Origin of the sequence: Roseburia zhanii (assembly GCF_014287635.1) — a bacterium.
GTDB classification, from domain to species: Bacteria; Bacillota; Clostridia; order Lachnospirales; family Lachnospiraceae; genus Roseburia_B; species Roseburia_B zhanii.
Map to the genome: position 1 here is coordinate 39,862 of NZ_JACOPH010000011.1, position 26,458 is coordinate 66,319.

Below are 26,458 nucleotides of genomic sequence, written 5' to 3' on the forward strand. Positions count from 1 at the left end.
GCTCATTGACAAGCATTATAGCACAGGTAATTTTTTGCTACAATCCTCTTTTGCGTTATTTTATAAAATTTACAAATTTCTTAATAATTTGAAGATGTTTTACATGAAAAAGGTACCAGTAACACCAGTAAAGGAACAAAAGAAAACTCTGATATAAAAGAATTGACGGTTGCAAAATTTCCTGCTATCTTATAGAAAAGAACAACCGATTGCGCCTTTTGGTGAATCGTTGTGGCATGATCGGAAGCATAGAAAATCGTAAATAGAAGGTACTTACAAACGTACCAGATGGTTACAGAAAATAATAGTACAGGAGAATACCGTGAAAAATATTACAATCGCAGATGTTGCAGAAGCACTTGGCGTTTCTAAGACTACCGTATCAAGGGCTATTTCCGGAAAAGGCAGGATCGGGGCAGAAACAAGGGAAAAAGTGCTTGATTATATTGAAGAACATAATTATACACCGAACGTGATCGCAAAGAGCCTTGCACAGTCAAAAACATATAATATCGGCGTGATGATCCCGTCTGAGTATGACATCATCGACCTGCCGTTTTTCCAAAGCTGTCTGTTTGGCATACAGGAGATCGCAGCAACGATGGATTATGACATTTTGCTTACGATCAGTAAGCCGGAAGATACCTCTCAGCTAGAGCGTATCGTGACAAACCGTAAAGTAGATGGCGTGATCTTAATGCGTACGTTTGTCGATGATAAACAGGCAAAAATGCTTGCAAAAAGGGGAATCCCATTTGCAACGGTCGGTGGAACGAATGTCAAAGAAGCCATACAGGTGGATCAGGATCATCAAAGTGCATGTAAAGAACTGACATCGATCCTTTTAATGAAAAAAATGAAAAGGATCGCATTAGTCGGTGGAGATGAAAAACATGTCGTTACCCAGAAACGTTTAAAGGGATATTTAGACGCATTCAAAGAAGCACATATACCGGTGACAGAAGATCTGATCTATCTGGGCATGAACAATCCGGTGCTTTTAGACCAGAAGATCGAGGAGATCTTAAAAAAAGGTGCAGACTGTATTATTTCCATGGACGATGCCCTTTGTGGAAGTGTGCTCAAAAAACTGCGTGCAGAACACGTAAAAGTACCGCAGGATATCAAGGTGGCATCTTTTTACAACAGTTCCGTACTTGAAAATAATGTGCCGTCGATCACCTCATTGTCATTTGATGAGAAAGAACTTGGCATGGTAGCGTGCAGGGAACTGATGAATGCGATTGAGGATAAAGAGATCAACAGGGCAACAACATTAGGATATCAGGTGATATTGCGTGAATCGACATTGCAGGCATGAAAAATTATACGATTGAAGGATCGCATCTTTTACATCTATCGAAATGGCCGGGCAGTCAGTACAGCCTCCTTTGTGTAAAGTGCATTTTTAGCAGTAGCATTGATCGGTGTTTGGGCAGTTTATCAAAAAAAAATCCAAAAATCTTAAAGAAAAATTCATTGACAGAACCACATTCACCTGCTATACTACAACCACAGAACAACCGATTGCGCAAATCTTCAAAAAGTTGCGTAAAGGTCAGAAAAATAAGTAAGAAGATCAATCTTACATAATAAGTGCAAAACCAGCCGGAACATGAAAAGGCAGTACATAATTTCCTTCCGGTAAGACATAAAAAATAACAAAAAGGAGAAAAGGGATGGACAAATTTGTTGTAAACATTATTCATCGTCCAGAGATGGTTCCGGAGTATTCCGCAACCGTGACAGGACATGGCAAGGAAGAAGATATCGGAGATAAGAAATTACTGACAGAATCTTTAGATATTTTCAAGACACAGCAGAGATTAGCACATGAAAACGGATTAAAGGTTACGATCCAGATGACCTATGCTTCTCTTTTCAATGATGAAGCAGTAGCCATAGCAAAAGCAGACCATGAGAAATACGGAGATGAGATCGCACTTTCCTTATTAGGCCTGCCATGTGAGCAGTTCCGTGAGAAATATAAGACGAAAGATTTCTGTATCTGGATGTTCTCCATGGAAGATAAGAAAGCGATCGTAGATGATGTATTTGGCAAGTTCCATGATACATTCGGATTTTATCCGGAATCTACAGGTTCCTACTATATGGATGCAGATCTGACAAACTACATCAAAGAAAAATATCCAACTGTAAAATGTGCAGTTGCAACCTGTTGGGAAGAAGGACCAAAGGCATATCATACCTGTAATAATTCATGGTATACATTATTTGATGGCGGCCCATGGGCACCTTGGATCCCTTCCAAACAGAACACGCACGCACCGGCAGCAAATGAAGCAGAAGATTCAGGAATCGTTGCAATCCCGCATCTTTCCCGTGATTTAATTGCCTGCTACGATGGAAATGGTTCTAACTTCGGAACACATCCACAGAACGTACTGCGTGGTATGATCTATGATACAAAGACATGGGAATATCCATATCTTTACAATCTGATCGATCAGTACAGAGATCTTGCAAAATATAACAACGGATATGCGTATAACATGATGTTCGTTGGACCGGGCTGGATGAATAAGATGGGACGCTGGGAAGCTCCATATGAATTGTTAGAGAAATCCTATTCTGATGGCTGTAAATATTATGGACAGCTCAAAAAAGAAGGCAAGTTGATTGACATGACCATGTCTGAATTTGCTGATTACTACCGTAAAAAGAAAACTTATACAGAACCGGAATGTGCACTCTGGAGAGATATTTTATACGGTTCAGATAAACAGGTATTCTGGTATACAGATCCATATATGCGTGCATGTGTCAACATGGATCAGGGCGGTGCAATCGTTGATCTAAGACCATATGCAGCAAAATTAGAATGGCCGGTAGGTATCGGAACAAAACACGTCCAGGATGCATCTTATCCATTTTTAATCCAGGAGAAATATCGTGCAGGTTATTTTACGCATTATGCAGGAGAAGGAACCGTCCGCAGTGCAAAACTCTGTCACAACGGAGAAGAAGTAGATTTATGTTTGTGCCGTACAAAAGCTCATTTTTCACAGGAAGGTAATACAAGAATCTTAACCTTAGATCCTGTAGAGATTGAATTTGCAGATCTGACCGTAAAATTACAGACAATCGAATACTTTGAAGAAGGAAGTTCCGCGATCAAAATCGAGCGTAAAGTATTAGAAATGTCAGATCCATCCGCAGAAGTAGAATTAAACGAATACATGGTAGCATGTTATGGTACAACCGAATATCCGGAAGATATGACAGGTATCACATTAAAATGCGAAGGAAAAGATGAAAAGACCATCAATTATGAATACCGTTGCAGAGAAGCAGAAGCATTTGGAGCAGAAGCAGTCAGCGCAGTCATTCCTGCTATCGAAACAAAAGTTTCTTTAGCTGCTGATAAAGAAGCAGAAGGATATATCAAAGAAGGATATGCTTTCTCACCGATGTTCACATTAGGTTACAAGACAACATTGAAAGATAAAGGAGGATTTGCGACATGGCTCAAGCTGGAAAAGGAAAATTAAATTACAGATGTCCATCCTGTTTTATGAGGGATTTGGATATCGATATGTTTTTTGACAAAGATAAGGGAGAATATTACTGCCTAAGATGCCAGTACACCGGAACAGAAGAAGATGTACTTGCCAAAAATGAAATGGTAAGGTTCCGTTATCGTGCAATGATGAAACGTTTTGAAAAATTTGATTTTGACTAAACTATAAAAAAGAGTATGCGCCTGTTGCATACTCTTTTTTAAAAAAATGGGAGGAAAACAGATGCAGCAGTTTATCAAAGGAGTAGACTTATCTACCTTGTTAGAAGTTTTAGCCTGTGGGGCCAAATATTATGACCATGGACAAGAAGCAGATGTTTTAAACATCTTAAAACGCTATGATATTGATTCTGTAAGACTCAGACTTTGGAACGATCCATATTCGGCTGATGGAAAGCCATACGGAGCCGGTACAAATGATATGGATACAACCATAAAAACCGCAAAGAAGATCAAAGATGCCGGATATACATTTTTGTTTAATCTGCATTACAGTGATTTCTGGGCAGATCCGGGAAAACAGTTTATTCCAAAAGCATGGGAAGGTATGTCAGCTGATGAATTAGAAACAGCCGTATATGAATTTACAAAAGAATCCATGGAAAAACTGATAGAAGAAGGTGTTGCGCCGGATATGGTGCAGGTCGGAAATGAACTGTCAAACGGACTGCTCTGGCCATACGGAAAGACACCGGATTATGACAGGATCGCAAAATTTGTAAATGCAGGTATACGTGGAGTGCGTGCCGTAGATCAGAAAGTACCGGTCATGATCCATCTGGATAATGGCGGAAATAATGCATTATATCGGGAATGGTTCGATCATTTTATGGAGCATGGAGAAGAATTTCAGATCATCGGGCTTTCCTATTATCCATTCTGGCATGGCAGTTTAGATGCACTTGAGCAGAATATGAATGATATTGCCGTACGTTACAATAAAGATGTAGTGGTTGCAGAAGTTTCCATGGGATTTACGATGGAAGACTATGCTGCTTATGAAAAATTAGAACCACAGGACCGAAAAGGCTATGCAACAAAACCGGAACTTGTCGCAAAGATCGAATATCCGATGACAAAAGTGGGACAGGCGGATTTTATGCAGGACTTTATGACAAGAGTGGCAAATGTTGCGGATGATCATGGCAAAGGTTTCTATTACTGGGAACCGGCATGGATTCCGGTTGCCGGTTCCGGCTGGGCAACGAAAGAAGGACTTGCATATATCAAAGATAAAGGCCCATGTGGGAATGAGTGGGCGAATCAGGCACTCTTTGATTATGATGGAAATGCACTTCCGGCGTTGGAAGTGATTCGGGATTTTCATCATTAGAGAGTGGTTGGGTAAATCGGTTATGGGTTAGGTGGAAGGTTGTGAGCCTGTGTCGGTTTACTGGGTTGATAAACTGTCAGAGCTTCCGTATACCGCCTGCTGTTTTAAGCCCGGCTTTCTAGTGTTCCTAAACAGATGATGCCATAAGCGTTTATTTTAAAAACTGCCCCAAACTCGCCTCCCGTATAGAGAAATGTTCGGCGTTTTTGAGCTCGGACAGTGGGGGCAGTTTTTAACGCTTATGTCACCATCCGCTAAAGCACACACGAAAGCCGGTCAATCAAAACAGCAGGCGGTATACGGACGCTCTGACAGTTTAATTTATACAGTGGGACACAGGCAAGTTACGTTTTTGTGCATAATCGATGTTACCTCGTTATTAGCTGGTAATAGCTTGCATATATTTCAATACTTACCAGTGAAATTAAAGATTGTTACTATCTATTTAGATATACACAAAAGTTATTCACGAACGAATCATCAGCATAAACCCAAGAAAGCGTAAATTGCCTGTGGCTCAAAAGCCTAGATGAAACTGCGTCGTATCTGTAGGGCACCGGTGGTTTTTATTACCCAGCTTTCGTGTGAGCCTTAGCAGGTGATGACATAAGCGTAAAAACCGCCCCACTGTCTGAGCTCAAAACCGCAGAACATTTCACAATATATGAGGCGAGTTTGGGGCGGTTTTTGAATAAACGCTTATGTCATCGCCTGCATAGGCACACTAGAAAGCCGGGTTAAAAACCACCGGTGCCCTACAGATACGACGCAGTTTACTCAACACAATAAAAGCCACAGGCTCACAACCTTCCGTTTAACTAATATGATGCATACCAAAATCCCCAAAATTCAACTTTGCAAATCCCCCCTCCTATGGTAAACTAATTCAGAGAATCAGCCCGGTAAGCTGTAGACCAGGGCAAAGGAGAAAGACAACATGCACGTAAGAGAACAGTTAAAACAGGGACGCATACTTACAGACGGAGCCATGGGAACCTATTTTGAGACAAAATATCCGGGTGAAGAACAGATGGCAGAAGCCTGCAATATAAGTGCACCCGATAAGATAAAGCAGATCCATTTAGAATATTTACAAAGCGGCGCACAACTGATCCGGACAAATACATTTGCAGCAAATACCATGTTTTTTGAAGATATCGATATGGTAAAGAAACTGATACAGGCAGGTTATCAGATTGCAGAAGAAGCAGTAGCAGAATCAGGTGGCACCGCTTTTATTGCCGCAGACATCGGCCCGATCTATGATCCGCAGTTTCTTGGAAAAGAAGAAGTATTAAAGGAATACTATACAATCTGCGATACCTTTTTAGATTGTGGAGCAGAGATTTTTGTATTAGAAACCCAGTCAGAGTTTACCTATGTAGAAGAAGTTACAAAATATTTAAAACAGAAAAAAGATGTATTTGTGATCGTGCAGTTTTCTGTCGATAAAAACGGATATACAAGAACAGGACTTGGCATGGAACGTATCATCGAAAAAGCAGCAGCCATGGATACGATCGATGCCTATGGATTTAACTGTGGCATCGGTGCTGCACATTTGAGCAGGCTTCTTTCAAACCTTGTATTTCCGAATGATAAATTTGTCACAGCACTTCCGAATGCAGGATATCCGGTGGAACTCCGTGGAAAGATCATCTATGGAGATAATCAGGATTATTTTGTGGAAATGATGGAGCAGATCGCAGATCTTGGCATAGAGATCTTAGGAGGCTGCTGCGGAACGACACCACAATATATCAAAGGTTTAAAACAGGCAGTGAAACCACATGCATATGTGAAGAAAAAGATCGGAACGAATGCGTCTGAAGAAGGTGGACGCAAACTTCTTCCTATCGAAGCAAAGCTGAAAAAGAAAGAAAAACTCTATATCGTAGAATTAGATCCGCCATTTGATACCAATATCACAAAAGTGATGCAGGGAGCAGAAACGATCAAAGAGGCAGGCGCAGATCTGATCACTTTAGCTGATTCGCCAATGGCGAGAACCCGTATGGACGCAGGAAAATTAGCAGCAAAAGTACAGCGTGAGACCGGGATCCCGGTAATGCCGCATATCTGCTGCAGAGATAAGAACGTGATCGCCATGCGTTCCGGTATGTTAGGCGATTATGTCAATGATCTGAGATATTTTTTAGTTGTGACAGGAGATCCGGTAGGCAGGGATGATAAAGGTGTGGTAACACCTGTTTTTGATTTCAATTCGATCCGTTTTATGGAATATCTTACCGGAATGAATCAGGATGTATTTGCAAAAGAGCCGGTTGTCTATGCCGGTGCTTTGAATTATCATGGTGTAAATAAAGATGCGATCTGTAAAAGAGTACAGCTTAAGATGGAAAAAGGCTGCAGCATGTTTTTGACACAGCCGGTATATTCGAAAGAGGATATGGAGCGGATTGCTTATATCAAAGAAAAAACAGGAGCAAAGATCATGTGCGGGATCATGCCGCTTGTCAGCTATAAAAATGCAATGTTTATGGCAAATGAAATGCCTGGGATACGGATACCGGAAGATATCATAGGGCGTTATCAGCCGGAAATGACGCGGGAAGAGGCAGAAGAAACCGGAATCGCGTTAGCAGTAGAAATCGCAGATCAGATGAAAGAGATTGCAGATGGATACTATTTTATGACGCCATTTAACCGTGCAGGCATGATTGCAGAGATTATAAAGAAAGTGAAAAGATTTTAAATCACTTTAGGAAGGAAACCATATGACGAAAAGAGAATTACGGGAACTGATCGAGAGTCAGGCAGTCATTTTAGATGGAGCAACAGGCAGTAATTTACAGGCAGCAGGCATGAAGATGGGAGTATGCCCGGAACAGTGGATCATAGAAAATCCAGAGGCTATTATAAAATTACAGCGTGCTTATGTAGAAGCAGGAACTAATATTTTATATGCTCCGACATTTACAGGAAACCGTATCAAGTTAGCGGAGTATGGATTAGAAGAAGAGTTAGAAGAAATGAACCGGCAGTTAGTGGCACTGTCAAAAGAAGCGGCAGCAGGACAGGCACTTGTAGCAGCCGATATTTCGATGACCGGACAGCAGTTATATCCGATCGGGGATATGCAGTTTGAAGAACTGGTAAATATCTATAAAGAACAGGTATGGGCAGTCGAAGATGCCGGCGTGGATCTGTATGTCGTAGAGACGATGATGAGTTTACAGGAATGTCGTGCAGCCGTTTTGGCAATCAAAGAATCCAGCAGCCGCCCGATCATGGTGAGTCTGACATTTGAAGAAACCGGAAGAACGCTGTTTGGTACAGATCCGGCAACAGCCGTAGTCGTATTACAGAGCCTTGGTGTCGATGTGATCGGAATCAACTGTTCCACAGGACCGGATAAAATGGCAGAATTAGTAAAAGCCATGTACGAAGTTGCCTATGTGCCGATCCTTGTAAAACCAAATGCAGGACTGCCAAAACTTATCGATGGAAAAACAGTTTATGATATGCAGCCACAGGAATTTGCAGATGCAATGGTGAACTTAGCAGCCTGCGGAGCCCGTGTGTTTGGTGGATGCTGTGGTACGACACCGGCACATATCAAAGCGATGACAGAGGCGTTAAATGATGTAGAACTTCTTCCAATAAAAACAGAGCACCGCAGATTTTTAGCATCTGAACGTAAAATGACAGAGATCTTATTAGACGGTCCGTTTACGATCGTAGGAGAGCGTATCAATCCGACAGGAAAGAAAAAATTACAGGCAGAACTTAGAGAAGGCAGTCTTTCTTTAGTCTGCGAAATGGCAGTACAGCAGGAAGAAAACGATGCAGCAATCCTTGATATCAATATGGGAATGAACGGAATTGATGAAAAAGCCATGATGTTAGATACGATTTACGAAGTATCTTCTACCGTAGATCTGCCGCTTTGTATTGATTCAAGCCATGTCGATATCATTGAAGCTGCACTTCGTATCTATCCGGGAAGGGCATTGATCAATTCGATTTCCTTAGAAAAAGAAAAATTTGAGAATTTAATCCCAATCGCAAAAAAATACGGTGCAATGTTCATTTTACTTCCTTTATCAGATGAGGGACTGCCGGAAAATAAAGAAGAAAAGCATAAGATCATAGAAACGATCGTTGCGGCAGCAGAAGAATCCGGAATGGTGCGGGAAGATATTATCGTAGACGGCCTTGTGGCAACGGTAGGTGCAAATCCAAACGCAGCCGTTGAATGTTTAGAAACGATCGCATATTGTAAAGAGAACCGTCTGGCAACGATCTGTGGACTGTCAAATATTTCTTTTGGACTGCCGGAGAGAAGCTGCATCAATACCGCATTTTTAACAGCAGCGATCACAAGAGGACTGACAATGGCGATCGCAAATCCGGCACAGGAAGCCTTGGTAGATGCAGCTTATGCAGCCGATCTTTTATTGAATAAAGAAGGTGCGGCAATCCGCTATATCAATCGTGCGAATAAGAAAAAAGTACCGGAAAAATCCTCGGCGGCAGATGTTAATGCAGATAAAACAGCAGGACAGTCAGAGCAGGTGACTCCGAAAAAACGTGTGTTTGACTGTGTTGTAGATGGCAATAAGGGCAGGGTATTAAGCGAAGTGGATAAGGCATTAGAAGCAGGAGAACTCCCGGAAGTCATTATCAGTGACAGCCTGATCCCGGCGATCAACCGGGTAGGTGAACTGTTTGAACAGCAGATATATTTTCTGCCACAGCTGATTTCATCCGCAGGCACGATGCAGAAAGCAATCACTTATTTAGAGCCGAAGATCAAGCGGGATGAAAACGCCGTAGAAAAAGCCACGATCATTATGGCAACCGTCGAAGGGGATATTCATGATATCGGTAAGAATTTAGTTGTTCTGATGTTGAAAAACTACGGATACCGTGTCCTTGACCTTGGAAAAGATGTGGCAGCAGATACGATCGTTGACACAGCCATCAAAGAACATGCACAGATCATTGGATTGTCAGCACTTATGACGACCACAATGATGCGTATGAAAGATGTGGTGGAACTTGCAAAAGAAAGAGGCTGTAAGAGCCAGATCGTCATTGGCGGGGCAGCCGTTACGGAAAGTTTTGCAGAGGAGATCGGAGCAGACGGTTATTCCAAAGATGCAGCCGACTGCGTACGGTTAGTCGCAAGGCTGTTAGGAGAAGAAGTGTAATTTTATTTTGGATTTTTTTTAGTGCAAATGGTCTATAGTCTTGCTTTTTATTAGAAAGTGTATACAATGTAACTTAGAACGTAACTGAATAGTTGCATTATGAAAATAAAAACATAGAGGAGAAAGATATACAATGTATGGATTTGGAGATTTAATCGCAATCTTAAAAAAGAGCCCGAAAAAAATTGTTTTCACAGAGGGAACAGATGCACGTATCTTAGAGGCAGCTTCCCGTTTATTAGCAAGTAATTTCTTAAAACCGATCTTAGTTGGAAAGGAAGAAGAGATCATTGCTGCATCAGAAGAAAGCGGATTTAATATCCGTGGAGCAGAGATCATCGATCCTCTGAAGTTTGACAGATTAGATGAGATGATAGATATGTTCTGTGAACTGCGTAAGAGCAAAGGAGTTACAAAAGAGCAGGCAAGAGGAATCTTATCACAGGCCAATTATTTTGGAACAATGTTAGTAAAAATGGGAATCGCAGATGCACTTTTAGGTGGAGCAACTTATTCTACAGCAGATACCGTACGTCCGGCATTACAGCTGATCAAGACAAAACCGGGCAACAGCATTGTATCGTCTGTATTTATCATGGTTCGTGCAAGGGCAACCGGTGATAACGAAGTACTTGCAATGGCAGACTGTGCGATCAATATTCATCCAAACGAGGACGAATTAGCAGAGATCGCAACAGAAGCAGCAGAGTGTGCAAAGATCTTTGGTGTTGATCCGAAGGTTGCATTCTTAAGCTATTCTACATTTGGTTCCGGAAAAGGTGAAGATGTAGATAAGATGCGTAATGCAGCAGCAAAAGCGAAATTAAGAGCACCGGAACTTCAGGTTGAAGGTGAGTTACAGTTTGATGCAGCCGTTTCTCCAAGAGTTGCACGTACAAAATGCCCGGATTCAGCAGTTGCAGGACATGCAAATACATTTGTATTCCCTGATATCAATGCAGGTAATATCGGTTACAAAATCGCACAGCGTTTAGGCGGTTTTGAAGCATATGGCCCAATCTTATTAGGATTAAATGCACCGATCAATGACCTTTCCCGTGGATGCAATGCTTCAGAAGTATACTCCATGGCGATCATTACAGCAGCATTGGCATAAAAAATACTTGACATATACAGACAAACTGTTATATAATAATCGAGCAGGTTCCAAAACCTGCTTCATATGGGATCTTAGCTCAGCTGGGAGAGCATCTGCCTTACAAGCAGAGGGTCACAGGTTCGAGCCCTGTAGGTCCCATATATTTATGGCGGAATAGCTCAGTTGGCTAGAGCACACGGTTCATACCCGTGGTGTCGAGAGTTCAAATCTCCCTTCCGCTACTATTCGTAAGATACCGGAATTGCTATTATGGCAGTTCCGGTTTTTTTCATCCTATTATATGAATACTCCAATGCATCCTTTTTTCTTTGTTATATTTCATAAGGACGGTGATCAATTATGATACGCAGACACAGAGCAACCTTTATCATTCTATTCATAACCATTTTCGTCTATGTACTTTCATGGAAATGCCAGAGGGCAGTAGATTATTACCGCCTGCATATATTCCCGCTTGGAACAAATACATTAGCGAGAGTTCTGTCCGTCATACCTTTTTCCGTCGGGGAAATCCTGATCATAGCAGCAGTTTTCTTTCTGCTGATCAGTTTTATCATAACCATTCTAAAACTTCTATTCCGAAACAAATTCCAAAAATCCTTCCATATCTGCAGAAAAATATTTAGATTTATCTGTATATGGGTGATCGTGACAGAAACATTTTTCTGTTTTGTCATGTACCATGCATCTACAGTAGAAGAAACTTATTTTGCAGATGCAGAGATTGGAGAAGATGCCTTGGTAAATCTCTATGAGATGCTGGTGAATAAGGCAAATGGACTCTCAGAAAAGATGCAGCGGGATACACAGGGGAATGTCATGTATGATGGAGATCTGTATGCACAGTGTAAAGCAGCAATGCAGAATTTAGGAGAAGAATATCCCTATTTAAAAGGATATTATCCGAATCCGAAACCGATCGCAAATTCCGGTTTTATGAGCCAGCAGTATTTAGCAGGGATCTATTTCCCATTTACTTTAGAAGCAAATTATAATCAGACCATGTATATTATGAACAGACCGGCAACGATCTGCCATGAATTAAGCCATTTAAAAGGCGTGATCTTAGAAGATGAAGCAAATTATTTTGGATTTTTAGCCTGTATCCGTTCCGAAGATGGATTTATACAGTACAGCGGATATTTAAGCGTTTTATCTTATGTCAGCAGGGAAGTCAGAAAAAATATTCCGTTAGAAGTACGGCAGGAAATGACTGAGCCGAATACGCTTGTGCAGAATGATGTTGTCTTTTTGACAGATGAGGCATGGGAAAAAGTAGAAAAAGAGGCGGTGATCAGTACAGAAACAGCAAATCAGGTAACGGATACATTTTTAGAAAGCAATTTAAAGAGCAATGGGGTAAAAAATGGCATGGAGAGTTACAGTCAGGTTGTCCGTCTGCTGTTAAAATGGTACGAACATAGTAATTAAAACTACATTACTTGACAACTGATACTTTAAATAGTAGAATAAGATAAAAGTTTACTAAATGAACTATTGAGAGAGGTTGTCAAAGATGAACGAATTAAAAATCGGAAATAAAACAGCAAATGTACCTATTATACAGGGAGGCATGGGTGTTGGTGTCAGCCGCAGCCGTCTGGCAGGAGCCGTAGCGGCGGCGGGAGGCATAGGGATCATTTCTACCGCACAGATCGGATATGATGAAGCCGGATTTTGCACCGATCCAAAGAAAGCAAATATAACAGCGATCAAAAAGCATATCGCTTTGGCAAAAGCACAGGCAAAGGGCGGGCTTGTCGGCGTGAATATCATGGTAGCGTTAAAAGATTATGCAGAGCATGTAAAAGCATCCATAGAAGCAGGTGCAGATGTGATCATTTCCGGTGCAGGACTTCCGGTGTCACTTCCGAAATTGACAGAGGGGACAGATACCAAGATCGCACCGATCGTATCCACAGAGAAAGCAGCACATGTGATCCTGAAATTATGGGACAGAAAATTTCACAGGACAGCGGATTTTATCGTGATTGAAGGTCCGAAAGCAGGCGGACATTTAGGTTTTTCACAGGAAGAATTAGCAGATGCAGACCAGATGGATTATGATAATGAGATCAGAAAGATCATATCCGCAGTCAGAGAATATGAAGAAAAATACCACAGAGAGATACCGGTGATCGTGGCAGGCGGCATCTATAGCAGGGAAGATGCCTTTCATGCGGCAGAGCTTGGTGCAGATGGCATACAGGCAGCTACACGGTTCGTTGCAACCGAAGAGTGTGATGCAGACATTGCCTATAAAATGGCATATGTCAAAGCTAAAAAAGAAGATGTTGTGATCATCAAAAGTCCGGTCGGAATGCCGGGACGGGCAATTAGAAATCCATTTTTAGAAGAAGTGGCACAGGGAACATGCAAGATCGAAAGATGCTACGGCTGTCTTGCAAAATGTGATCCAAAAGAGATACCATATTGTATCACTGATGCCCTGATCCGTGCCGTAAAAGGTGATGTGGAGCATGGGCTGATCTTTGCAGGGGAGAATGTAGAGAAAGTAGATAAGATCAGTACGGTAAAAGCGGTGATCGATGATCTGTCTGCGGGATTTTACAGCGGAGAAAAAAATACTTTTCATATACTGCCACATGTGGTATAATACTTTTCAAGTATGAACCCGGAGATCCGGTGTCAAAAAAGTAGGAGAAAAGGAGATTTCATCATGAAACACGTAAAAACATTAAATACAAGAAAATTACAGAATACAATTAAGAAAGGCGGCTGCGGAGAATGTCAGACATCCTGTCAGTCAGCTTGTAAGACTTCCTGTACAGTAGGAAATCAGACTTGTGAGAATAACAAATAAGAAAAGAGAATCAGGACTACATAGCACAGACCGCCCGCACAGCGTGCGGTCGTTTGTGCGTTATAGTTATATCAGGTAGAAAGAGAGGAAATATTGTAGTGGTTCATCAGTACAAAAACAACGGCTATAATATTGTTCTGGATGTCAATAGTGGTGCGATCCATGTTGTAGATGATGTGACATATGATGTCATCGCATTATGGGAAGACCATACAAGAGAAGAGATTGTAGAGCAGTTAAGATCAGACTATGCAGAGGCTGATATTACAGAAGCCATGGAAGAAGTAGCAGAGCTTGAAAAAGACGAGGCACTTTTTACCAAAGATGAATATGAGGATTACATCATAGACTTCAAGAAGCGTCCGACGGTAGTAAAAGCATTGTGTTTACATATTGCCCATGACTGTAATTTAGCTTGTCGCTATTGTTTTGCAGAAGAAGGGGAGTATCATGGAAGAAGGGCACTGATGTCCTATGAAGTCGGTAAGGCAGCTTTGGATTTCCTGATTGCAAATTCGGGCAGCCGGAGAAATTTAGAGGTAGATTTCTTTGGAGGAGAACCGACACTGAATTTTCAGGTAGTAAAAGATTTAGTGGCATATGGCAGGGAGCAGGAAAAACTGCATGATAAGAATTTCCGTTTTACATTGACAACAAACGGTGTTCTGTTAAATGATGAGATCATGGAGTTTGCCAATAAAGAGATGGCAAATGTTGTCTTAAGCATTGACGGACGTAAAGAAGTCAATGACCGTATGCGCCCATTCCGTAACGGCAGCGGCAGTTATGATCTGATCGTGCCGAAGTTCCGGAAATTTGCAGACAGCAGAAAACAGACAAATTATTATGTCAGAGGAACCTTTACACATAATAATTTAGATTTTTCACAGGATGTACTGCATTTGGCAGATCTTGGATTCAAGCAGATATCGGTCGAGCCTGTTGTTGCACAGGAGACAGATGATTATGCGATCAGGGAAGAAGATCTTCCACAGTTATTTGAAGAATATGATAAGTTAGCTGCAGAAATGGTGAAACGGCATAAACATGGAGATGATTTTAATTTTTTCCATTTTATGATAGATTTAGAAGGTGGTCCATGTGTTGCAAAACGACTTTCCGGTTGTGGCTCAGGAACGGAATATCTTGCAGTAACACCATGGGGTGACCTCTATCCATGCCATCAGTTTGTAGGAAATGAAAAATTCTTAATGGGAAATGTGACAGACGGTGTTACAAATACAGCGATCCGAGATGAATTTAAGAGCTGTAATGTGTATGCAAAAGAAAAATGCCGTAATTGCTTTGCAAGATTTTACTGCAGTGGCGGATGTGCGGCAAACTCATACAATTTCCATGGGGATATTCATAACGCTTATGATATCGGATGTGCATTACAGAAAAAACGAGTAGAATGTGCGATTATGATCAAAGCAGCAGAAGCATTCGAAGAAGAGTAAAGGTTACTCTTCACTCAGTAGCCAGACATTTACTGTCTGGCTGCGTAAGAAAGTGATTCAGGTGGTGATTTTTGCTTCGCAAGGCGAACTTTCATGCAAAAATCACGAGTTACTGGTCACGGAGTGAACAGTAACGAGTAAAGGAAAGGAAGAGGTAAGAAAATGAAGAACAAATTTAACAAAGGTCAGGGTATTGCAATGCTCGTTGTGATCGCTCTGATACTGGGTGGACTGGCATATTACACATCCATCATTCTTTCTTCTACCGGAGTCGGAGAGGACAAGAGTATCAAACTGGGCTTGGATTTAGCAGGTGGTGTCAGCATTACCTATCAGGTAGAAGATGATAATCCTACCGCAGAACAGATGAGTGATACTATTTACAAGTTACAGAAGCGTGTGGAAAGCTATAGTACAGAAGCATCCGTATATCAGGAAGGTGATGACCGTATCACAGTTGAGATCCCGGGTGTTACAGATGCAAATGCGATCTTAGAGGAATTAGGAAAACCGGGTTCCTTAGAGTTCCAGACATCTGATGGAAACACATTTATGACTGGTGACATGGTTGCAGATGCACAGGCAACTTCTTACCAGAATAACATGGGTAACAAAGAATTTATCGTAGAATTAACACTGACAGAGGAAGGCGCTACCGTATTTGGTGATGTGACATCAGCAAACGTTGGTAAAAACTTACCGATTGTTTACGATGATCAAGTGATCAGCAATCCGACAGTAAACGAAGCAATCACCGGAGGAAAAGCACAGATCACTGGTATGGAATCTTATGAGCAGGCAGAAGCATTAGCATCTAGTATCCGTATCGGTTCCCTTTCCTTACAGCTTAGTGAGTTACGTTCTAATGTTGTAGGTGCACAGTTAGGTAGTGCAGCAATTTCAAGCAGTTTAAAAGCAGCAGCGATCGGTCTTGCAATCGTTATGTTATTTATGATCATTGTATATTTTGTACCGGGTGTTGCAGCATCTATCGCACTTGCAATTTATACATGCCTTGTAGTTGCAACAATATACTTATTTGAGATCACATTAACACTTCCGGGTATTGCCGGTATCATCCTTTCCATTGGTATGGCAGTAGATGCGAACGTTATCATCTTCGCACGTATCCGTGAGGAGATCGCAAGTGGTAAGTCCGTAGGAACTTCTATGGACATCGGATTTAAAAAAGCAATGTCAGCGATCATTGATGGTAACGTAACAACATTGATCGCAGCAGCTGTACTTGGTCTGTTAGGTTCCGGTACTGTAAAAGGATTTGCTTATACATTGGCAATCGGTATCATTCTTTCCATGTTTACCGCATTGTTTGTAACAAGAATTATTTTAAATGCATTATTTGCAGTTGGTTTAAGAGCTGAAAAGCTTTATGGAAGATCAAAAGAACGTAAACCATTCCGCCTTGTAGAACACAGAGGAATCTTCTTTGCAATCTCTATCGTTGTGATCGCAGCAGGATTTATCGGAATGGGAGTACATGCTTCAAATGGTAAGGCATTAAATTACAGCCTTGACTTTATCGGTGGTACATCAACAACAGTTCCATTTGATAAGAGTTACACGATCGAAGAAATTGATGCAGATATGGTTCCGCTAGTAGAAGCGATTACCGGTGACAGTGATGTACAGACAACACAGGTACAGGGCAGCAATCAGGTAATCTTTAAGACACGTAATCTGACATTAGATGAACGTGAGCAGTTAAATCAGACATTTGTAGACAAATATGGTGTAGATGATAAAGAGATCCAGTCTGAAAGTATCAGTTCTACGATTAGTTCAGAAATGCGTACCGATGCATTAAAAGCAGTTTTGATCGCAGTTATCTGTATGCTGATTTATATCTGGTTCCGTTTCAGTGATGCAAGATTTGCTGTAAGTGCTATCTTAGCACTGGTACATGACGTATTAGTTGTATTGACCTGTTATGCATTGATGCGTATTTCTGTTGGAAGTACATTTATCGCATGTATGCTGACGATCATCGGATATTCGATCAATGATACGATCGTTATCTTCGATAGAATCCGTGAGAATATGAAAGGCATCAAAGTGAAGGATTCGAATGATTTACGTGAAATCGCAAACAAGAGTCTGACACAGACATTGAGCAGAAGTATCAATACCTCTATCACAACCTTTATCATGGTATTTATGTTATGGTTATTAGGTGTTGCTACAATCCGTGATTTCTCCTTACCACTTATGGTAGGACTGATCAGTGGTTCTTATTCTTCTGTTTGTATCGCAACCCAGTTATGGTTTGTATTTAAACGTAAGATCGGTAAACACAAAATTGCAGATCCACAGAATTAAAGATCAGATATAAAAGATGCAGGCTGCCGGAGATACGGCAGCCTGTTTTGACTATAGCAAAAACATGACTTTACTTGAAAAGGAGCAGACATGGAAGAATGGATCATGGCATATCTCGCCATTATGAATCTCATAGGCATCAGCCTGATGATGATCGATAAGAGAAGGGCGATCCGTCATGCATGGCGGATACCGGAAAAAATGCTGTTTTTGTGTAGCTTGTTAGGCGGTAGTATCGGGACTTGGGCAGGAATGTATCTGTTCCACCATAAGACAAAACACTGGTATTTTGTGATCGGAATGCCGGTAATTCTGATCTTACAGATTGTGTGTGTGACTTATATCCGTACGATATTATGATAAACAGTGTATAAAAAATTTTTTTCCTCACAGAATAATAAAAAAGAAAGTTCTTGCATATGATATTATGAACGACTTATTCTGGGAGGAAAATAATGAAGTATAAAAATGTAAGAAAAAAAGTATTTTTTGTGATTTCCATGTTGATCGTCTGTGTGATGGGACAGATACAGGCAGATGCAAAAAGTGCGGATACCTTTATTCCGCAGGAGTATGTAGCTTACTGCGAGGAGATCGGCAGGGAATATGGGATTTGCCCGGAACTATTAGAAGCGATCATGGAATCGGAATCTTCGGGGAATCCACAGGCAGGAAATGGTAACTGCAAAGGGTTGATGCAGGTCAATACCCAGTATCATAAAGGACGTATGGCAAAACTCGGTGTAGATGACATATATGATGCAAAAGGAAATATCCGGCTTGCAGCAGACTATCTGTTAGAACTGTTTCAGCAATATCAGGATATCGGAACCGTACTTATGGTGTATAACGGCAGCAAAAATGCATTAGAGCGTGGAGAACGTGCTGATTATACGGAATATGCTGAAAAGATCATCAGACGGAGTGAACAATTAGAAAGGGTGCATCAGAAATAATTGCGTTTCTGATGCTTTTTTATTATAATAAAAACCAGTAGATGATAGAGAGGGATAGATGATTATGATAGGTACACCTTACGAAATTGATGGATTTGCATTTTCAGATGAGAGCATGATGGAAAAAGCGGCAAAAGAAGCAGAAGGCATCCGTTATGTCAAAAATGGTACAGATATGCGTGATCCACAGACAGTTCTGTTAGTATATCGCCAGATGGTAGAACAGCATGTGTTTGAAACACCAGTAGGGTATGCCTTTTTATACGAATTGCAGGAGTATCTGCGGACAAGTCCTGCCATAGACAATGACCAGATTCCACCGATTCCGGTCATTACAGAGGATAGAGAGCCGGTAAGACCAAAAGTTATCAAGAAGCAGCCACAAAAAACGAAAACAAAAGTCGTGCACAAGATTAAAGAACAGAATGTAGATTATAAGAGATATTTTCAGGTGACATGTACGATCGGAGTGATATTGTTCTTTATCGTGGTCGGTATGTTTGCAGTAACAGCGACCAGCGGAAATATCAACATCGTGAATTATGAAAATGCATTGATCGAAAAATACGAAAACTGGGAAGAACAGTTAGACGAAAGAGAAGAAAAATTAAAAGAACGTGAAAATGCATTGCAGCAAAATACGCAGCAGACACCATAGATTTCATAATTTTTTCATAACTATATGTTACAGTGTACAACATATTGTGCGTAGGAGCATGTTTTTAAGAACAGTTGAGAAATGAGGTAATTTGAATGGATAAGATCAAGATATTAGTCGTAGATGATGAGAGCAGGATGCGTAAGCTGGTCCGGGATTTTTTGATCCGTGATAATTTTGAAGTCGTAGAAGCCGGAGATGGGGAAGAAGCATTAGATGTGTTTTATAAGGAAAAAGATATTGCGCTGATCATTTTAGATGTGATGATGCCTAAGATCAACGGCTGGGATGTCTGCAGAGAAGTAAGAGAGAACTCAAAAGTCCCGATCATCATGTTGACAGCTAAAGGCGATGAAAGTGATGAACTACAGGGATTTGACCTTGGTGTCGATGAATATATTTCAAAACCATTCAGCCCGAAGATCTTAGTTGCAAGAGTCAATGCGATCCTGCGCAGGGCGAACCGTCTGAGCGAAGAAGACGTAACCGAAGTCGGCGGGATCAAGATCGATAAAGCTGCACATTTAGTAACAGTAGATAATGAACGGGTAGAACTCAGTTATAAAGAGTTTGAATTATTATCATATTTTATTGAAAATCAGGGAATTGCATTATCACGGGAGAAGATTTTAAATCATGTGTGGAATTATGATTATTTTGGAGATGCAAGAACGATTGATACGCATGTGAAGAAGCTGCGTAATAAATTAGGCAAACGTGGAGAGTGTATTAAGACAATCTGGGGAATGGGGTACAAGTTTGAGGTTGATGCATGAAAAAAAATAAACAGGTAAAACATTCACTTACAGTACAATTTACTAAGACAATTCTAGGATTGATTGCCGGCACAGTGTTACTGTGCTGGTTTTTGAATACCACATTTTTAGAAGGATATTATACCTATAATAAGCAGCAGGCGATGTTAGAGGGATTTACAACAATCGATCAAAAGAGTGAAGAAGGGAATTTAGACAGTGCTTCTTTTGATGTTGGATTTGAACAGATCTGTGCAAATGGAAATATTTCCATTCTGGTGATCAGTGCAGACGGTTCGATCGTCCGTGCATCCGTCAACGATACAAATGCCTTAAAACGGCAGTTTATGGATGTTCTGTTTTCAAATGATCAGGACAGATCAGCAGAAGTATTGAAGGAAACGAGCAAGTATGTATTAGAAAAACAGGTCGACAGTAGGATGAATGAAGAATATTTAGTGCTGTGGGGAACGCTTTCAGACGGAAATCTGATCTTAATGCGTACAGCATTAGAAAGTATCCGGGAAAGTGCCGGAATATCGAACCGTTTTCTTGCTTATATCGGTATCTTTGCGATCATCTTAGGAACTGTGATCAGTATTTTTACATCGAAAAAGATTGCCCGCCCGATCCTTGAACTGACAGATATTTCAAGGAGAATGACAAATCTTGATTTTAATGCAAAATATAAAAGCAGGGGTGAAAATGAAATCGACCAGTTAGGGGAACATATCAACCAAATGTCCGAAACGCTTGAACAGACGATCTCTGAATTAAAGAGTGCGAATAATGAATTGCAGATCGATATTGAGAAAAAGACACAGATCGATGAGATGCGGAAGGAATTTCTATCGAATGTTTCGCATGAGTTAAAGACACCGCTTGCTCTGATACAGGGATATGCGGAAGGTTTGCAGGAATGTATCAATGATGATGAAGAAAGCAGGAATTTTTACTGTGAAGTCATCATGGACGAGGCTGATAAGATGAACCAGATGGTGAAGAAGCTGCTGACATTAAATCAGTTAGAGTTTGGCAATGATGTTGTCAGCATGGAACGTTTTGATCTGACAGAACTGATCCGTGGTGTGATCCAGTCCTCATCGATCCTGCTTAAACAAAATGAGATCAGCTTAACTTTTAATACAGATATGCCGATGTATGTATGGGCAGACGAATTTAAAGTGGAAGAGGTTATTACAAACTACTTAAGCAATGCGATACATCATGCCGGAAATGAAAAACATATCGATATCAAATACACGCAGATGGAAGATTATGTCCGTGTAAGTGTATTTAATACCGGAAAACCGATACCGGAAGAAGATATTGATAATATCTGGATCAAATTTTATAAAGTGGATAAGGCACGTACCAGAGAATATGGCGGAAGCGGGATCGGTCTTTCCATTGTAAAAGCGATCATGGATTCTTTCCATAGGGAATGTGGAGTGATCAATCATACAGACGGCGTGGAATTTTGGTTTGAATTAGACACAAAAAATAATTAACGGTTGCCCGTGCACTAAAAAAATGTTAAAATTATCTATATATAGTCAGAGAAAGTGAATGCAGTGGAGGCACAGAATGAGAGATTCAAGGATGAAGATGACCGCAGTACTGTTATCAGCAGCTTGTACGCTGACAGGATGTGGGGAAGCGTTGTATACGTTACAGCCGGAAGAAGAAGCGGCAGTTGTAAGTTATGCAGCACATGCGGTAGCAAAATATAATACCTATCAACAGGATGGCGAGGTATATGTGCCGCCGGCAGAAGCGGATACGGAAGAAGCAGATGTGGAAGATGCATCATCTGAACAGGATATGGAAAGTACAGCAGATGCAGCAGCACCGGCAGATACTTCGGATACACAGTCACAGCCGGAGGAACAGTCATTAGTCACATTAACGGATGCATTGGATTTAGGAGTTATTACAGCAGAATATGAAGGAAACAGCCTTTGTGATACTTATGCGAAGTCAGAGTCCTATGCGATCGATGCACAGTCCGGCAAGCAGCTTTTAGTTTTGAATGTGAATCTGATCAATCAGGCAGCACAGGACTTACATATTGATATCTTAGCAATGACACCGGAATTTCATGCAGTGATCAACGGAGATATGACAGTACCGGCACAGACAACGATCCTGCCGAATGATCTTTCCACCTATGTACAGGATATCAAGGCAGGTGCTACAAATGAAACAGTACTGATCTTTGAAATTCCACAGGATATACAGGAAATCTCAAGCATACAGTTGAAGATCACGATGAACGGTGAGCAGTATAACGTGGATTTGTAAAAAATAAAAAAAAGAATATACAATAGATAGAATTATGTTATAATATTTATATTATAGTTTAGAATTTCAGAAATTTACCTGCAGAAAGCAGTGGAAAATACATGTGCATTGGGAGGAAAGCTTTATGGATACAAATATATTATTGGAAAGTGGAACGAATGAGTTAGAGATATTAGAGTTTGCATTAGGCAATAACCGTTATGGAATCAACGTAGCAAAGATCCGCGAGATCTTATCTTATCAGCCGGTAACACCGATTCCAAATGCCAATCCGAGTGTGGAAGGTATCTTCATGCCGCGTGATGTGATGATCACTGTTATCAATTTGAAACGCTGCATCGGACTTCCGGAAACAGACAATGAAGGCTTATTTATCATTACGAATTTTAATAAATTAAATATTGCTTTTCATGTAGATGAGGTGATCGGTATCCATCGTGTATCATGGGAAGATATCATCAAACCGGATTCCACGATCAATTCACATGATAATGGAGTATCGACCGGTGTGATCAAATTAGATGATAAACTGATTATTATTTTAGATTTTGAAAAGATCGTAACAGATATCAGTCCGGAAACAGGATTAAAGGTATCGGATATGGATGAAGTTGTTTCCCGTGACAGAAGCGACTGCCCGATCCTGATCGCAGAGGATTCCCCATTACTTAGCAAGCTGATCACAGACTGCTTAAAGAAAGCCGGTTATACACATCAGATCGTTACAGCAAATGGTCAGGAAGCATGGGATAAGATCTGTGAATTTAAGAAAGAAGGCACTTTAAAAGACAAGGTTCACTGCATCATCACAGATATTGAAATGCCGATCATGGATGGACACCGGCTGACGAAGTTAGCAAAGACAGATGATGATGTAAAAGGAATACCACTCATTATTTTCTCATCTCTAGTGAACGATGAAATGCGTCGAAAAGGAGAGACATTAGGTGCCGATGCACAGTTGACAAAACCGGAAATTGGTAATTTAGTAGAAGCAATCGATAAGCTGATTGATTCCCATCTTAATGCATAGCGACAGTGAAGGGATGTGATAATATCACATCCCTTTTATAGGTGAAAGATACAAGGAGGTACTTTTGTGAATAAAACAGAGGAGTATTTAGATTCCCTGCTAAATAACATTTCCCCGGAAAAGAAAGCAGAAGAAGAACAGAAGAAACGGAAAAAGGCAAATGCGAATTTCGGTGAGCAATTTGAAAAAGAAGTAAATGATGCGGATATGGAGAAATTTATCCGGGATTTCGAAATTGAAGTAGACGAGGATAATACAAAAGCGAAGGAGGATGAACCTGCTGCAGACAGCGACGATTTCTGGAATAATTTAGAAGGGATCGTCAAGAATGCAAATGGCACATCAGAACCGGCAGAACCATCAGAACCTATGGAGTCAGAACCGGAGAGTGAACCGGAAGCAACCGGTACCGATTTTGAGATCAACACATTAGATGATGATACATGGACAGAACAAAAGACAGAGTCGTCAGAAGCAGCAGAATCAGAAGCAGCAGAATCAGAAGAGCAGCCAGAGCGGTCAAAAGAAGAACAGGATCTGTTAAATATGATCGCAGACCTTCCTTCTGATGAAGAATTATCCGGTCTTGCAGAGTCACTCCGTACCGATGGTCAGAATGATGAAGCAGATTTAAACAAGATGGAAACAGGGGGAACAGAGGAAGCAGAAACCGCTCTGACCGAAGAAGATACAGCAAAAGCAGATAAAAAACAGAAAAAAGGATTTTTCAAAAAATTAGTATCTGTTTTATTTGGTGAATCAGAAGAAGATGAACTTACTGCAGAAGAAGCAACATCAGAAGCAGCAGTTCCACCAGAAGATCTTGAGAACATGTCAGAAGAAAACCGGCAGATCTTAGAAGAATTAAATGCTGCAGGCAAAGCAAAAGAAGGAGACAAGCCGGAAGACAAAGAAGATAACAAGAAAGAAAAGAAATCAAAAAAAGAAAAGAAGCAGAAACCGAAAAAGGAAAAGAAACCAAAAGAGAAGAAAGAAAAGAAACCGAAAAAGCCAAAGGAAGTGGATCTTTCACCGCCATTGCCAAGAAAACCGGTGATCTTGATTTTTGTTATGAGTATTTCCGTTATCCTTTTGGTATTGCTTTTATCAAATCTTTCCGGTTATTCAGTAAATCTTTCCGGTGCAAAAGATGCATATGCCTCACAGGATTATGTAGAAGCATACAATAAATTAGCCGGCGCAAAGATCAAAGAACAGGATAAGACTTTCTATGAGAAAGTAGCACTGCTTGCATCTGTGCAGGTAGAATTAGAAAACGGAGATGCCCTGTATAATGCAAAACAGTACCAAATGGCATTAGATTCGTATGTATGTGCATTAGGAAGATATGATGCTAACAGTGCAAAAGCAGAAGAATATAATATCAAAGAAGCGAATGATGTGTTAGCAGAGCAGATAGCAGCACAGTTAGCCGAGAGATTTTCAGTCAGCACAGATACAGCAAGAGAGATTTATGTGATCAAAGACCGCAAGGAATATACAAACCGGATCTATGAGATCGTAGATGCATTAGGATTGATGGAATAGACAGCGAGGAAATACATATGATTGCAATATTAGACTACGATGCAGGAAACTTAAAAAGCGTAGAAAAAGCACTTACCTATTTAGGGGAAGAAAGCATGATCACCAGAAACCTCCACGAAGTAGAGCAGGCAGATAAACTGATCCTGCCGGGGGTTGGTTCTTTTGGTGCGGCAATGGAACAGTTGAAAAAGTATGAGATCGATAAGATGCTAAAAGAGGCAGCAGAAAAAGGCAAACCGGTATTAGGCATCTGTTTAGGTCTGCAGCTGATGTTTGATTACAGCGAAGAAAGTGCCGGAGTAGAAGGACTTCATCTGTTAAAAGGTGCGATTTTGCGGATTCCGGATAAGGAAGGCTTAAAGATACCGCATATCGGCTGGAATTCACTTACGTTAGAGAACGATGGAAGGCTGTTTGCAGGATTAAGCGGTAATCCTTATGTATATTTTGTTCATTCTTACTATTTAAAAGCAGAAGATGAACAGATCGTAAAGGCATCGACAGAGTACAGCACACATATCCATGCATCGGTAGAACAAGGCAATATTTTTGCCTGCCAGTTCCATCCGGAAAAGAGCAGCAGTGTGGGACTTCATATTTTATCTAATTTTGCAAAAATACAGGGAGGGAATGACTGATGTTTACAAAGAGGATAATTCCCTGTCTGGATGTCAATAATGGCAGGGTTGTAAAAGGTGTTAATTTTGTAAATTTAAGAGATGCCGGAGATCCGGTAGAGATTGCAGCAGCTTATGATAAAGCAGGTGCAGATGAACTGGTATTTTTGGATATCACAGCATCTTCAGATGCGAGAGGAACCGTTGTAGATATGGTTCGACGGGTAGCGGAAAAAGTATTTATCCCATTTACCGTCGGAGGCGGAATCCGTACAGTCGAGGATTTTAAGGTATTACTGCGTGAGGGAGCCGATAAGATTTCCATTAATTCCTCTGCGATCAACCGTCCGGAACTGATTTCAGAGGCAGCGGATAAGTTTGGCAGCCAGTGTGTGGTTGTAGCAATCGATGCAAGGCGCAGGGAAGATGGCAGTGGCTGGAACATCTATAAAAACGGCGGCAGGATCGATGTCGGCATCGATGCTGTGGAATGGGCAATGAAAGCAAACAGATTAGGCGCAGGAGAAATCCTTTTGACGAGCATGGACTGTGATGGGACCAAAGCAGGTTATGATCTTGAATTGACAAGAACGATCGCAGAAAATGTGTCGATTCCGGTGATCGCATCCGGTGGTGCCGGTACGAAAGAACATTTTTATGAAGCGCTGACAGAAGGAAAAGCAGATGCAGCATTAGCGGCATCTTTATTCCATTATAAAGAATTAGAGATCATGGAATTAAAAGACTATCTCGCAGAAAAACAGGTATCTGTCAGAAGATAGGTACAGGAGGAAA

General features: G+C 40.9%; 22 protein-coding genes and 2 tRNA genes. All 24 read left to right on the forward strand.

What is annotated here, in order from left to right; genetic code table 11:
• The first annotated feature begins 322 nt into the window (after window positions 1-322).
• The 24 genes from H8S17_RS11755 (at window position 323) to hisF (ending at window position 26,445) form a co-directional block, all read left to right on the forward strand.
• Complete coding sequence (locus H8S17_RS11755; protein ID WP_330595746.1) at window positions 323-1,321, forward strand: LacI family DNA-binding transcriptional regulator; 999 nt, start codon at window positions 323-325, stop codon at window positions 1,319-1,321.
• Between the two features lie 358 nt (window positions 1,322-1,679).
• Window positions 1,680-3,512 (forward strand): hypothetical protein, encoded by a 1,833-nt coding sequence (locus H8S17_RS11760; protein WP_186867459.1) that lies wholly within the window; start codon window positions 1,680-1,682, stop codon window positions 3,510-3,512.
• Complete coding sequence (locus H8S17_RS11765; protein ID WP_178051852.1) at window positions 3,485-3,703, forward strand: hypothetical protein; 219 nt, start codon at window positions 3,485-3,487, stop codon at window positions 3,701-3,703. The genes H8S17_RS11760 and H8S17_RS11765 overlap by 28 nt, the downstream gene beginning before the upstream one ends.
• Before the next feature lie 61 nt (window positions 3,704-3,764).
• Window positions 3,765-4,874 (forward strand): glycoside hydrolase family 53 protein, encoded by a 1,110-nt coding sequence (locus H8S17_RS11770; RefSeq protein WP_186867460.1) that lies wholly within the window; start codon window positions 3,765-3,767, stop codon window positions 4,872-4,874.
• A gap of 937 nt (window positions 4,875-5,811) precedes the next feature.
• A complete protein-coding gene (locus H8S17_RS11775; RefSeq protein WP_186867461.1) occupies window positions 5,812-7,590 on the forward strand; it encodes a bifunctional homocysteine S-methyltransferase/methylenetetrahydrofolate reductase in 1,779 nt (592 codons plus the stop codon).
• Window positions 7,591-7,612: 22 nt separating this feature from the next.
• Window positions 7,613-10,051, forward strand: a complete 2,439-nt coding sequence (locus tag H8S17_RS11780) for a homocysteine S-methyltransferase family protein (RefSeq protein ID WP_186867462.1) — start codon at window positions 7,613-7,615, stop codon at window positions 10,049-10,051.
• Between the two features lie 133 nt (window positions 10,052-10,184).
• Complete coding sequence (pta, locus tag H8S17_RS11785; protein WP_178051856.1) at window positions 10,185-11,168, forward strand: phosphate acetyltransferase; 984 nt, start codon at window positions 10,185-10,187, stop codon at window positions 11,166-11,168.
• Window positions 11,169-11,236: 68 nt separating this feature from the next.
• A tRNA-Val gene (locus tag H8S17_RS11790) sits at window positions 11,237-11,309 on the forward strand.
• A 9-nt stretch (window positions 11,310-11,318) separates the two neighbouring features.
• Window positions 11,319-11,392 (forward strand) — tRNA-Met (locus H8S17_RS11795).
• A gap of 118 nt (window positions 11,393-11,510) precedes the next feature.
• Window positions 11,511-12,602 (forward strand): DUF3810 domain-containing protein, encoded by a 1,092-nt coding sequence (locus H8S17_RS11800; RefSeq protein WP_186867463.1) that lies wholly within the window; start codon window positions 11,511-11,513, stop codon window positions 12,600-12,602.
• A gap of 85 nt (window positions 12,603-12,687) precedes the next feature.
• Window positions 12,688-13,788, forward strand: coding sequence for an NAD(P)H-dependent flavin oxidoreductase (locus H8S17_RS11805; RefSeq protein WP_186867464.1), 1,101 nt, complete (start codon window positions 12,688-12,690; stop codon window positions 13,786-13,788).
• 63 nt (window positions 13,789-13,851) lie between these two features.
• Window positions 13,852-13,995 (forward strand): six-cysteine ranthipeptide SCIFF, encoded by a 144-nt coding sequence (gene scfA, locus H8S17_RS11810; protein WP_178051859.1) that lies wholly within the window; start codon window positions 13,852-13,854, stop codon window positions 13,993-13,995.
• Window positions 13,996-14,093: 98 nt separating this feature from the next.
• Window positions 14,094-15,455: a thioether cross-link-forming SCIFF peptide maturase gene (scfB, locus tag H8S17_RS11815; protein WP_178051860.1), complete on the forward strand. Its 1,362-nt coding sequence runs from the start codon at window positions 14,094-14,096 to the stop codon at window positions 15,453-15,455.
• Window positions 15,456-15,617: 162 nt separating this feature from the next.
• A complete protein-coding gene (gene secD, locus H8S17_RS11820; RefSeq protein WP_178051861.1) occupies window positions 15,618-17,792 on the forward strand; it encodes a protein translocase subunit SecD in 2,175 nt (724 codons plus the stop codon).
• A 90-nt stretch (window positions 17,793-17,882) separates the two neighbouring features.
• Window positions 17,883-18,152, forward strand: a complete 270-nt coding sequence (locus H8S17_RS11825) for a DUF1294 domain-containing protein (RefSeq protein WP_178051862.1) — start codon at window positions 17,883-17,885, stop codon at window positions 18,150-18,152.
• 95 nt (window positions 18,153-18,247) lie between these two features.
• Entirely contained in the window at window positions 18,248-18,748 is a 501-nt protein-coding gene (locus H8S17_RS11830) for a transglycosylase SLT domain-containing protein (RefSeq protein ID WP_178051863.1), read from the forward strand.
• A gap of 58 nt (window positions 18,749-18,806) precedes the next feature.
• A complete protein-coding gene (locus H8S17_RS11835) occupies window positions 18,807-19,406 on the forward strand; it encodes a hypothetical protein (protein WP_186867465.1) in 600 nt (199 codons plus the stop codon).
• Between the two features lie 95 nt (window positions 19,407-19,501).
• Window positions 19,502-20,182, forward strand: coding sequence for a response regulator transcription factor (locus H8S17_RS11840; protein ID WP_186867466.1), 681 nt, complete (start codon window positions 19,502-19,504; stop codon window positions 20,180-20,182).
• Window positions 20,179-21,672 carry a sensor histidine kinase gene (locus tag H8S17_RS11845; RefSeq protein ID WP_186867467.1) on the forward strand — a complete coding sequence of 498 codons (1,494 nt, stop codon included), beginning with the start codon at window positions 20,179-20,181 and terminating at the stop codon, window positions 21,670-21,672. Before H8S17_RS11840 ends, H8S17_RS11845 begins: the two co-directional genes overlap by 4 nt.
• 76 nt (window positions 21,673-21,748) lie before the next feature.
• Window positions 21,749-22,465: a hypothetical protein gene (locus H8S17_RS11850; RefSeq protein ID WP_186867468.1), complete on the forward strand. Its 717-nt coding sequence runs from the start codon at window positions 21,749-21,751 to the stop codon at window positions 22,463-22,465.
• 124 nt (window positions 22,466-22,589) lie between these two features.
• The gene (locus H8S17_RS11855; protein WP_186867469.1) at window positions 22,590-23,498 is read left to right on the forward strand and encodes a chemotaxis protein; all 909 of its coding nucleotides are present in this window, start codon (window positions 22,590-22,592) and stop codon (window positions 23,496-23,498) included.
• Between the two features lie 66 nt (window positions 23,499-23,564).
• A complete protein-coding gene (locus H8S17_RS11860; protein WP_186867470.1) occupies window positions 23,565-25,046 on the forward strand; it encodes a hypothetical protein in 1,482 nt (493 codons plus the stop codon).
• 17 nt (window positions 25,047-25,063) lie between these two features.
• Window positions 25,064-25,684 carry an imidazole glycerol phosphate synthase subunit HisH gene (hisH, locus tag H8S17_RS11865; RefSeq protein WP_178051872.1) on the forward strand — a complete coding sequence of 207 codons (621 nt, stop codon included), beginning with the start codon at window positions 25,064-25,066 and terminating at the stop codon, window positions 25,682-25,684.
• Window positions 25,684-26,445: an imidazole glycerol phosphate synthase subunit HisF gene (gene hisF, locus H8S17_RS11870; protein WP_186867471.1), complete on the forward strand. Its 762-nt coding sequence runs from the start codon at window positions 25,684-25,686 to the stop codon at window positions 26,443-26,445. The genes hisH and hisF overlap by 1 nt, the downstream gene beginning before the upstream one ends.
• Window positions 26,446-26,458: the final 13 nt, after the last annotated feature.

Bases quoted from the DNA above. Each gene is read 5' to 3' on its own strand.
- H8S17_RS11765 (WP_178051852.1), top strand. From the start codon at position 3,485: ATGGCTCAAGCTGGAAAAGGAAAATTAAATTACAGATGTCCATCCTGT.
- H8S17_RS11775 (WP_186867461.1), top strand. From the start codon at position 5,812: ATGCACGTAAGAGAACAGTTAAAACAGGGACGCATACTTACAGACGGA.
- H8S17_RS11805 (WP_186867464.1), top strand. From the start codon at position 12,688: ATGAACGAATTAAAAATCGGAAATAAAACAGCAAATGTACCTATTATA.
- H8S17_RS11800 (WP_186867463.1), top strand. From the start codon at position 11,511: ATGATACGCAGACACAGAGCAACCTTTATCATTCTATTCATAACCATT.
- H8S17_RS11855 (WP_186867469.1), top strand. From the start codon at position 22,590: ATGGATACAAATATATTATTGGAAAGTGGAACGAATGAGTTAGAGATA.
- H8S17_RS11850 (WP_186867468.1), top strand. From the start codon at position 21,749: ATGAGAGATTCAAGGATGAAGATGACCGCAGTACTGTTATCAGCAGCT.
- H8S17_RS11840 (WP_186867466.1), top strand. From the start codon at position 19,502: ATGGATAAGATCAAGATATTAGTCGTAGATGATGAGAGCAGGATGCGT.
- pta (WP_178051856.1), top strand. From the start codon at position 10,185: ATGTATGGATTTGGAGATTTAATCGCAATCTTAAAAAAGAGCCCGAAA.
- H8S17_RS11845 (WP_186867467.1), top strand. From the start codon at position 20,179: ATGAAAAAAAATAAACAGGTAAAACATTCACTTACAGTACAATTTACT.
- H8S17_RS11830 (WP_178051863.1), top strand. From the start codon at position 18,248: ATGAAGTATAAAAATGTAAGAAAAAAAGTATTTTTTGTGATTTCCATG.
- hisF (WP_186867471.1), top strand. From the start codon at position 25,684: ATGTTTACAAAGAGGATAATTCCCTGTCTGGATGTCAATAATGGCAGG.
- scfA (WP_178051859.1), top strand. From the start codon at position 13,852: ATGAAACACGTAAAAACATTAAATACAAGAAAATTACAGAATACAATT.
- H8S17_RS11770 (WP_186867460.1), top strand. From the start codon at position 3,765: ATGCAGCAGTTTATCAAAGGAGTAGACTTATCTACCTTGTTAGAAGTT.
- secD (WP_178051861.1), top strand. From the start codon at position 15,618: ATGAAGAACAAATTTAACAAAGGTCAGGGTATTGCAATGCTCGTTGTG.
- H8S17_RS11825 (WP_178051862.1), top strand. From the start codon at position 17,883: ATGGAAGAATGGATCATGGCATATCTCGCCATTATGAATCTCATAGGC.
- H8S17_RS11760 (WP_186867459.1), top strand. From the start codon at position 1,680: ATGGACAAATTTGTTGTAAACATTATTCATCGTCCAGAGATGGTTCCG.
- hisH (WP_178051872.1), top strand. From the start codon at position 25,064: ATGATTGCAATATTAGACTACGATGCAGGAAACTTAAAAAGCGTAGAA.
- H8S17_RS11835 (WP_186867465.1), top strand. From the start codon at position 18,807: ATGATTATGATAGGTACACCTTACGAAATTGATGGATTTGCATTTTCA.
- H8S17_RS11780 (WP_186867462.1), top strand. From the start codon at position 7,613: ATGACGAAAAGAGAATTACGGGAACTGATCGAGAGTCAGGCAGTCATT.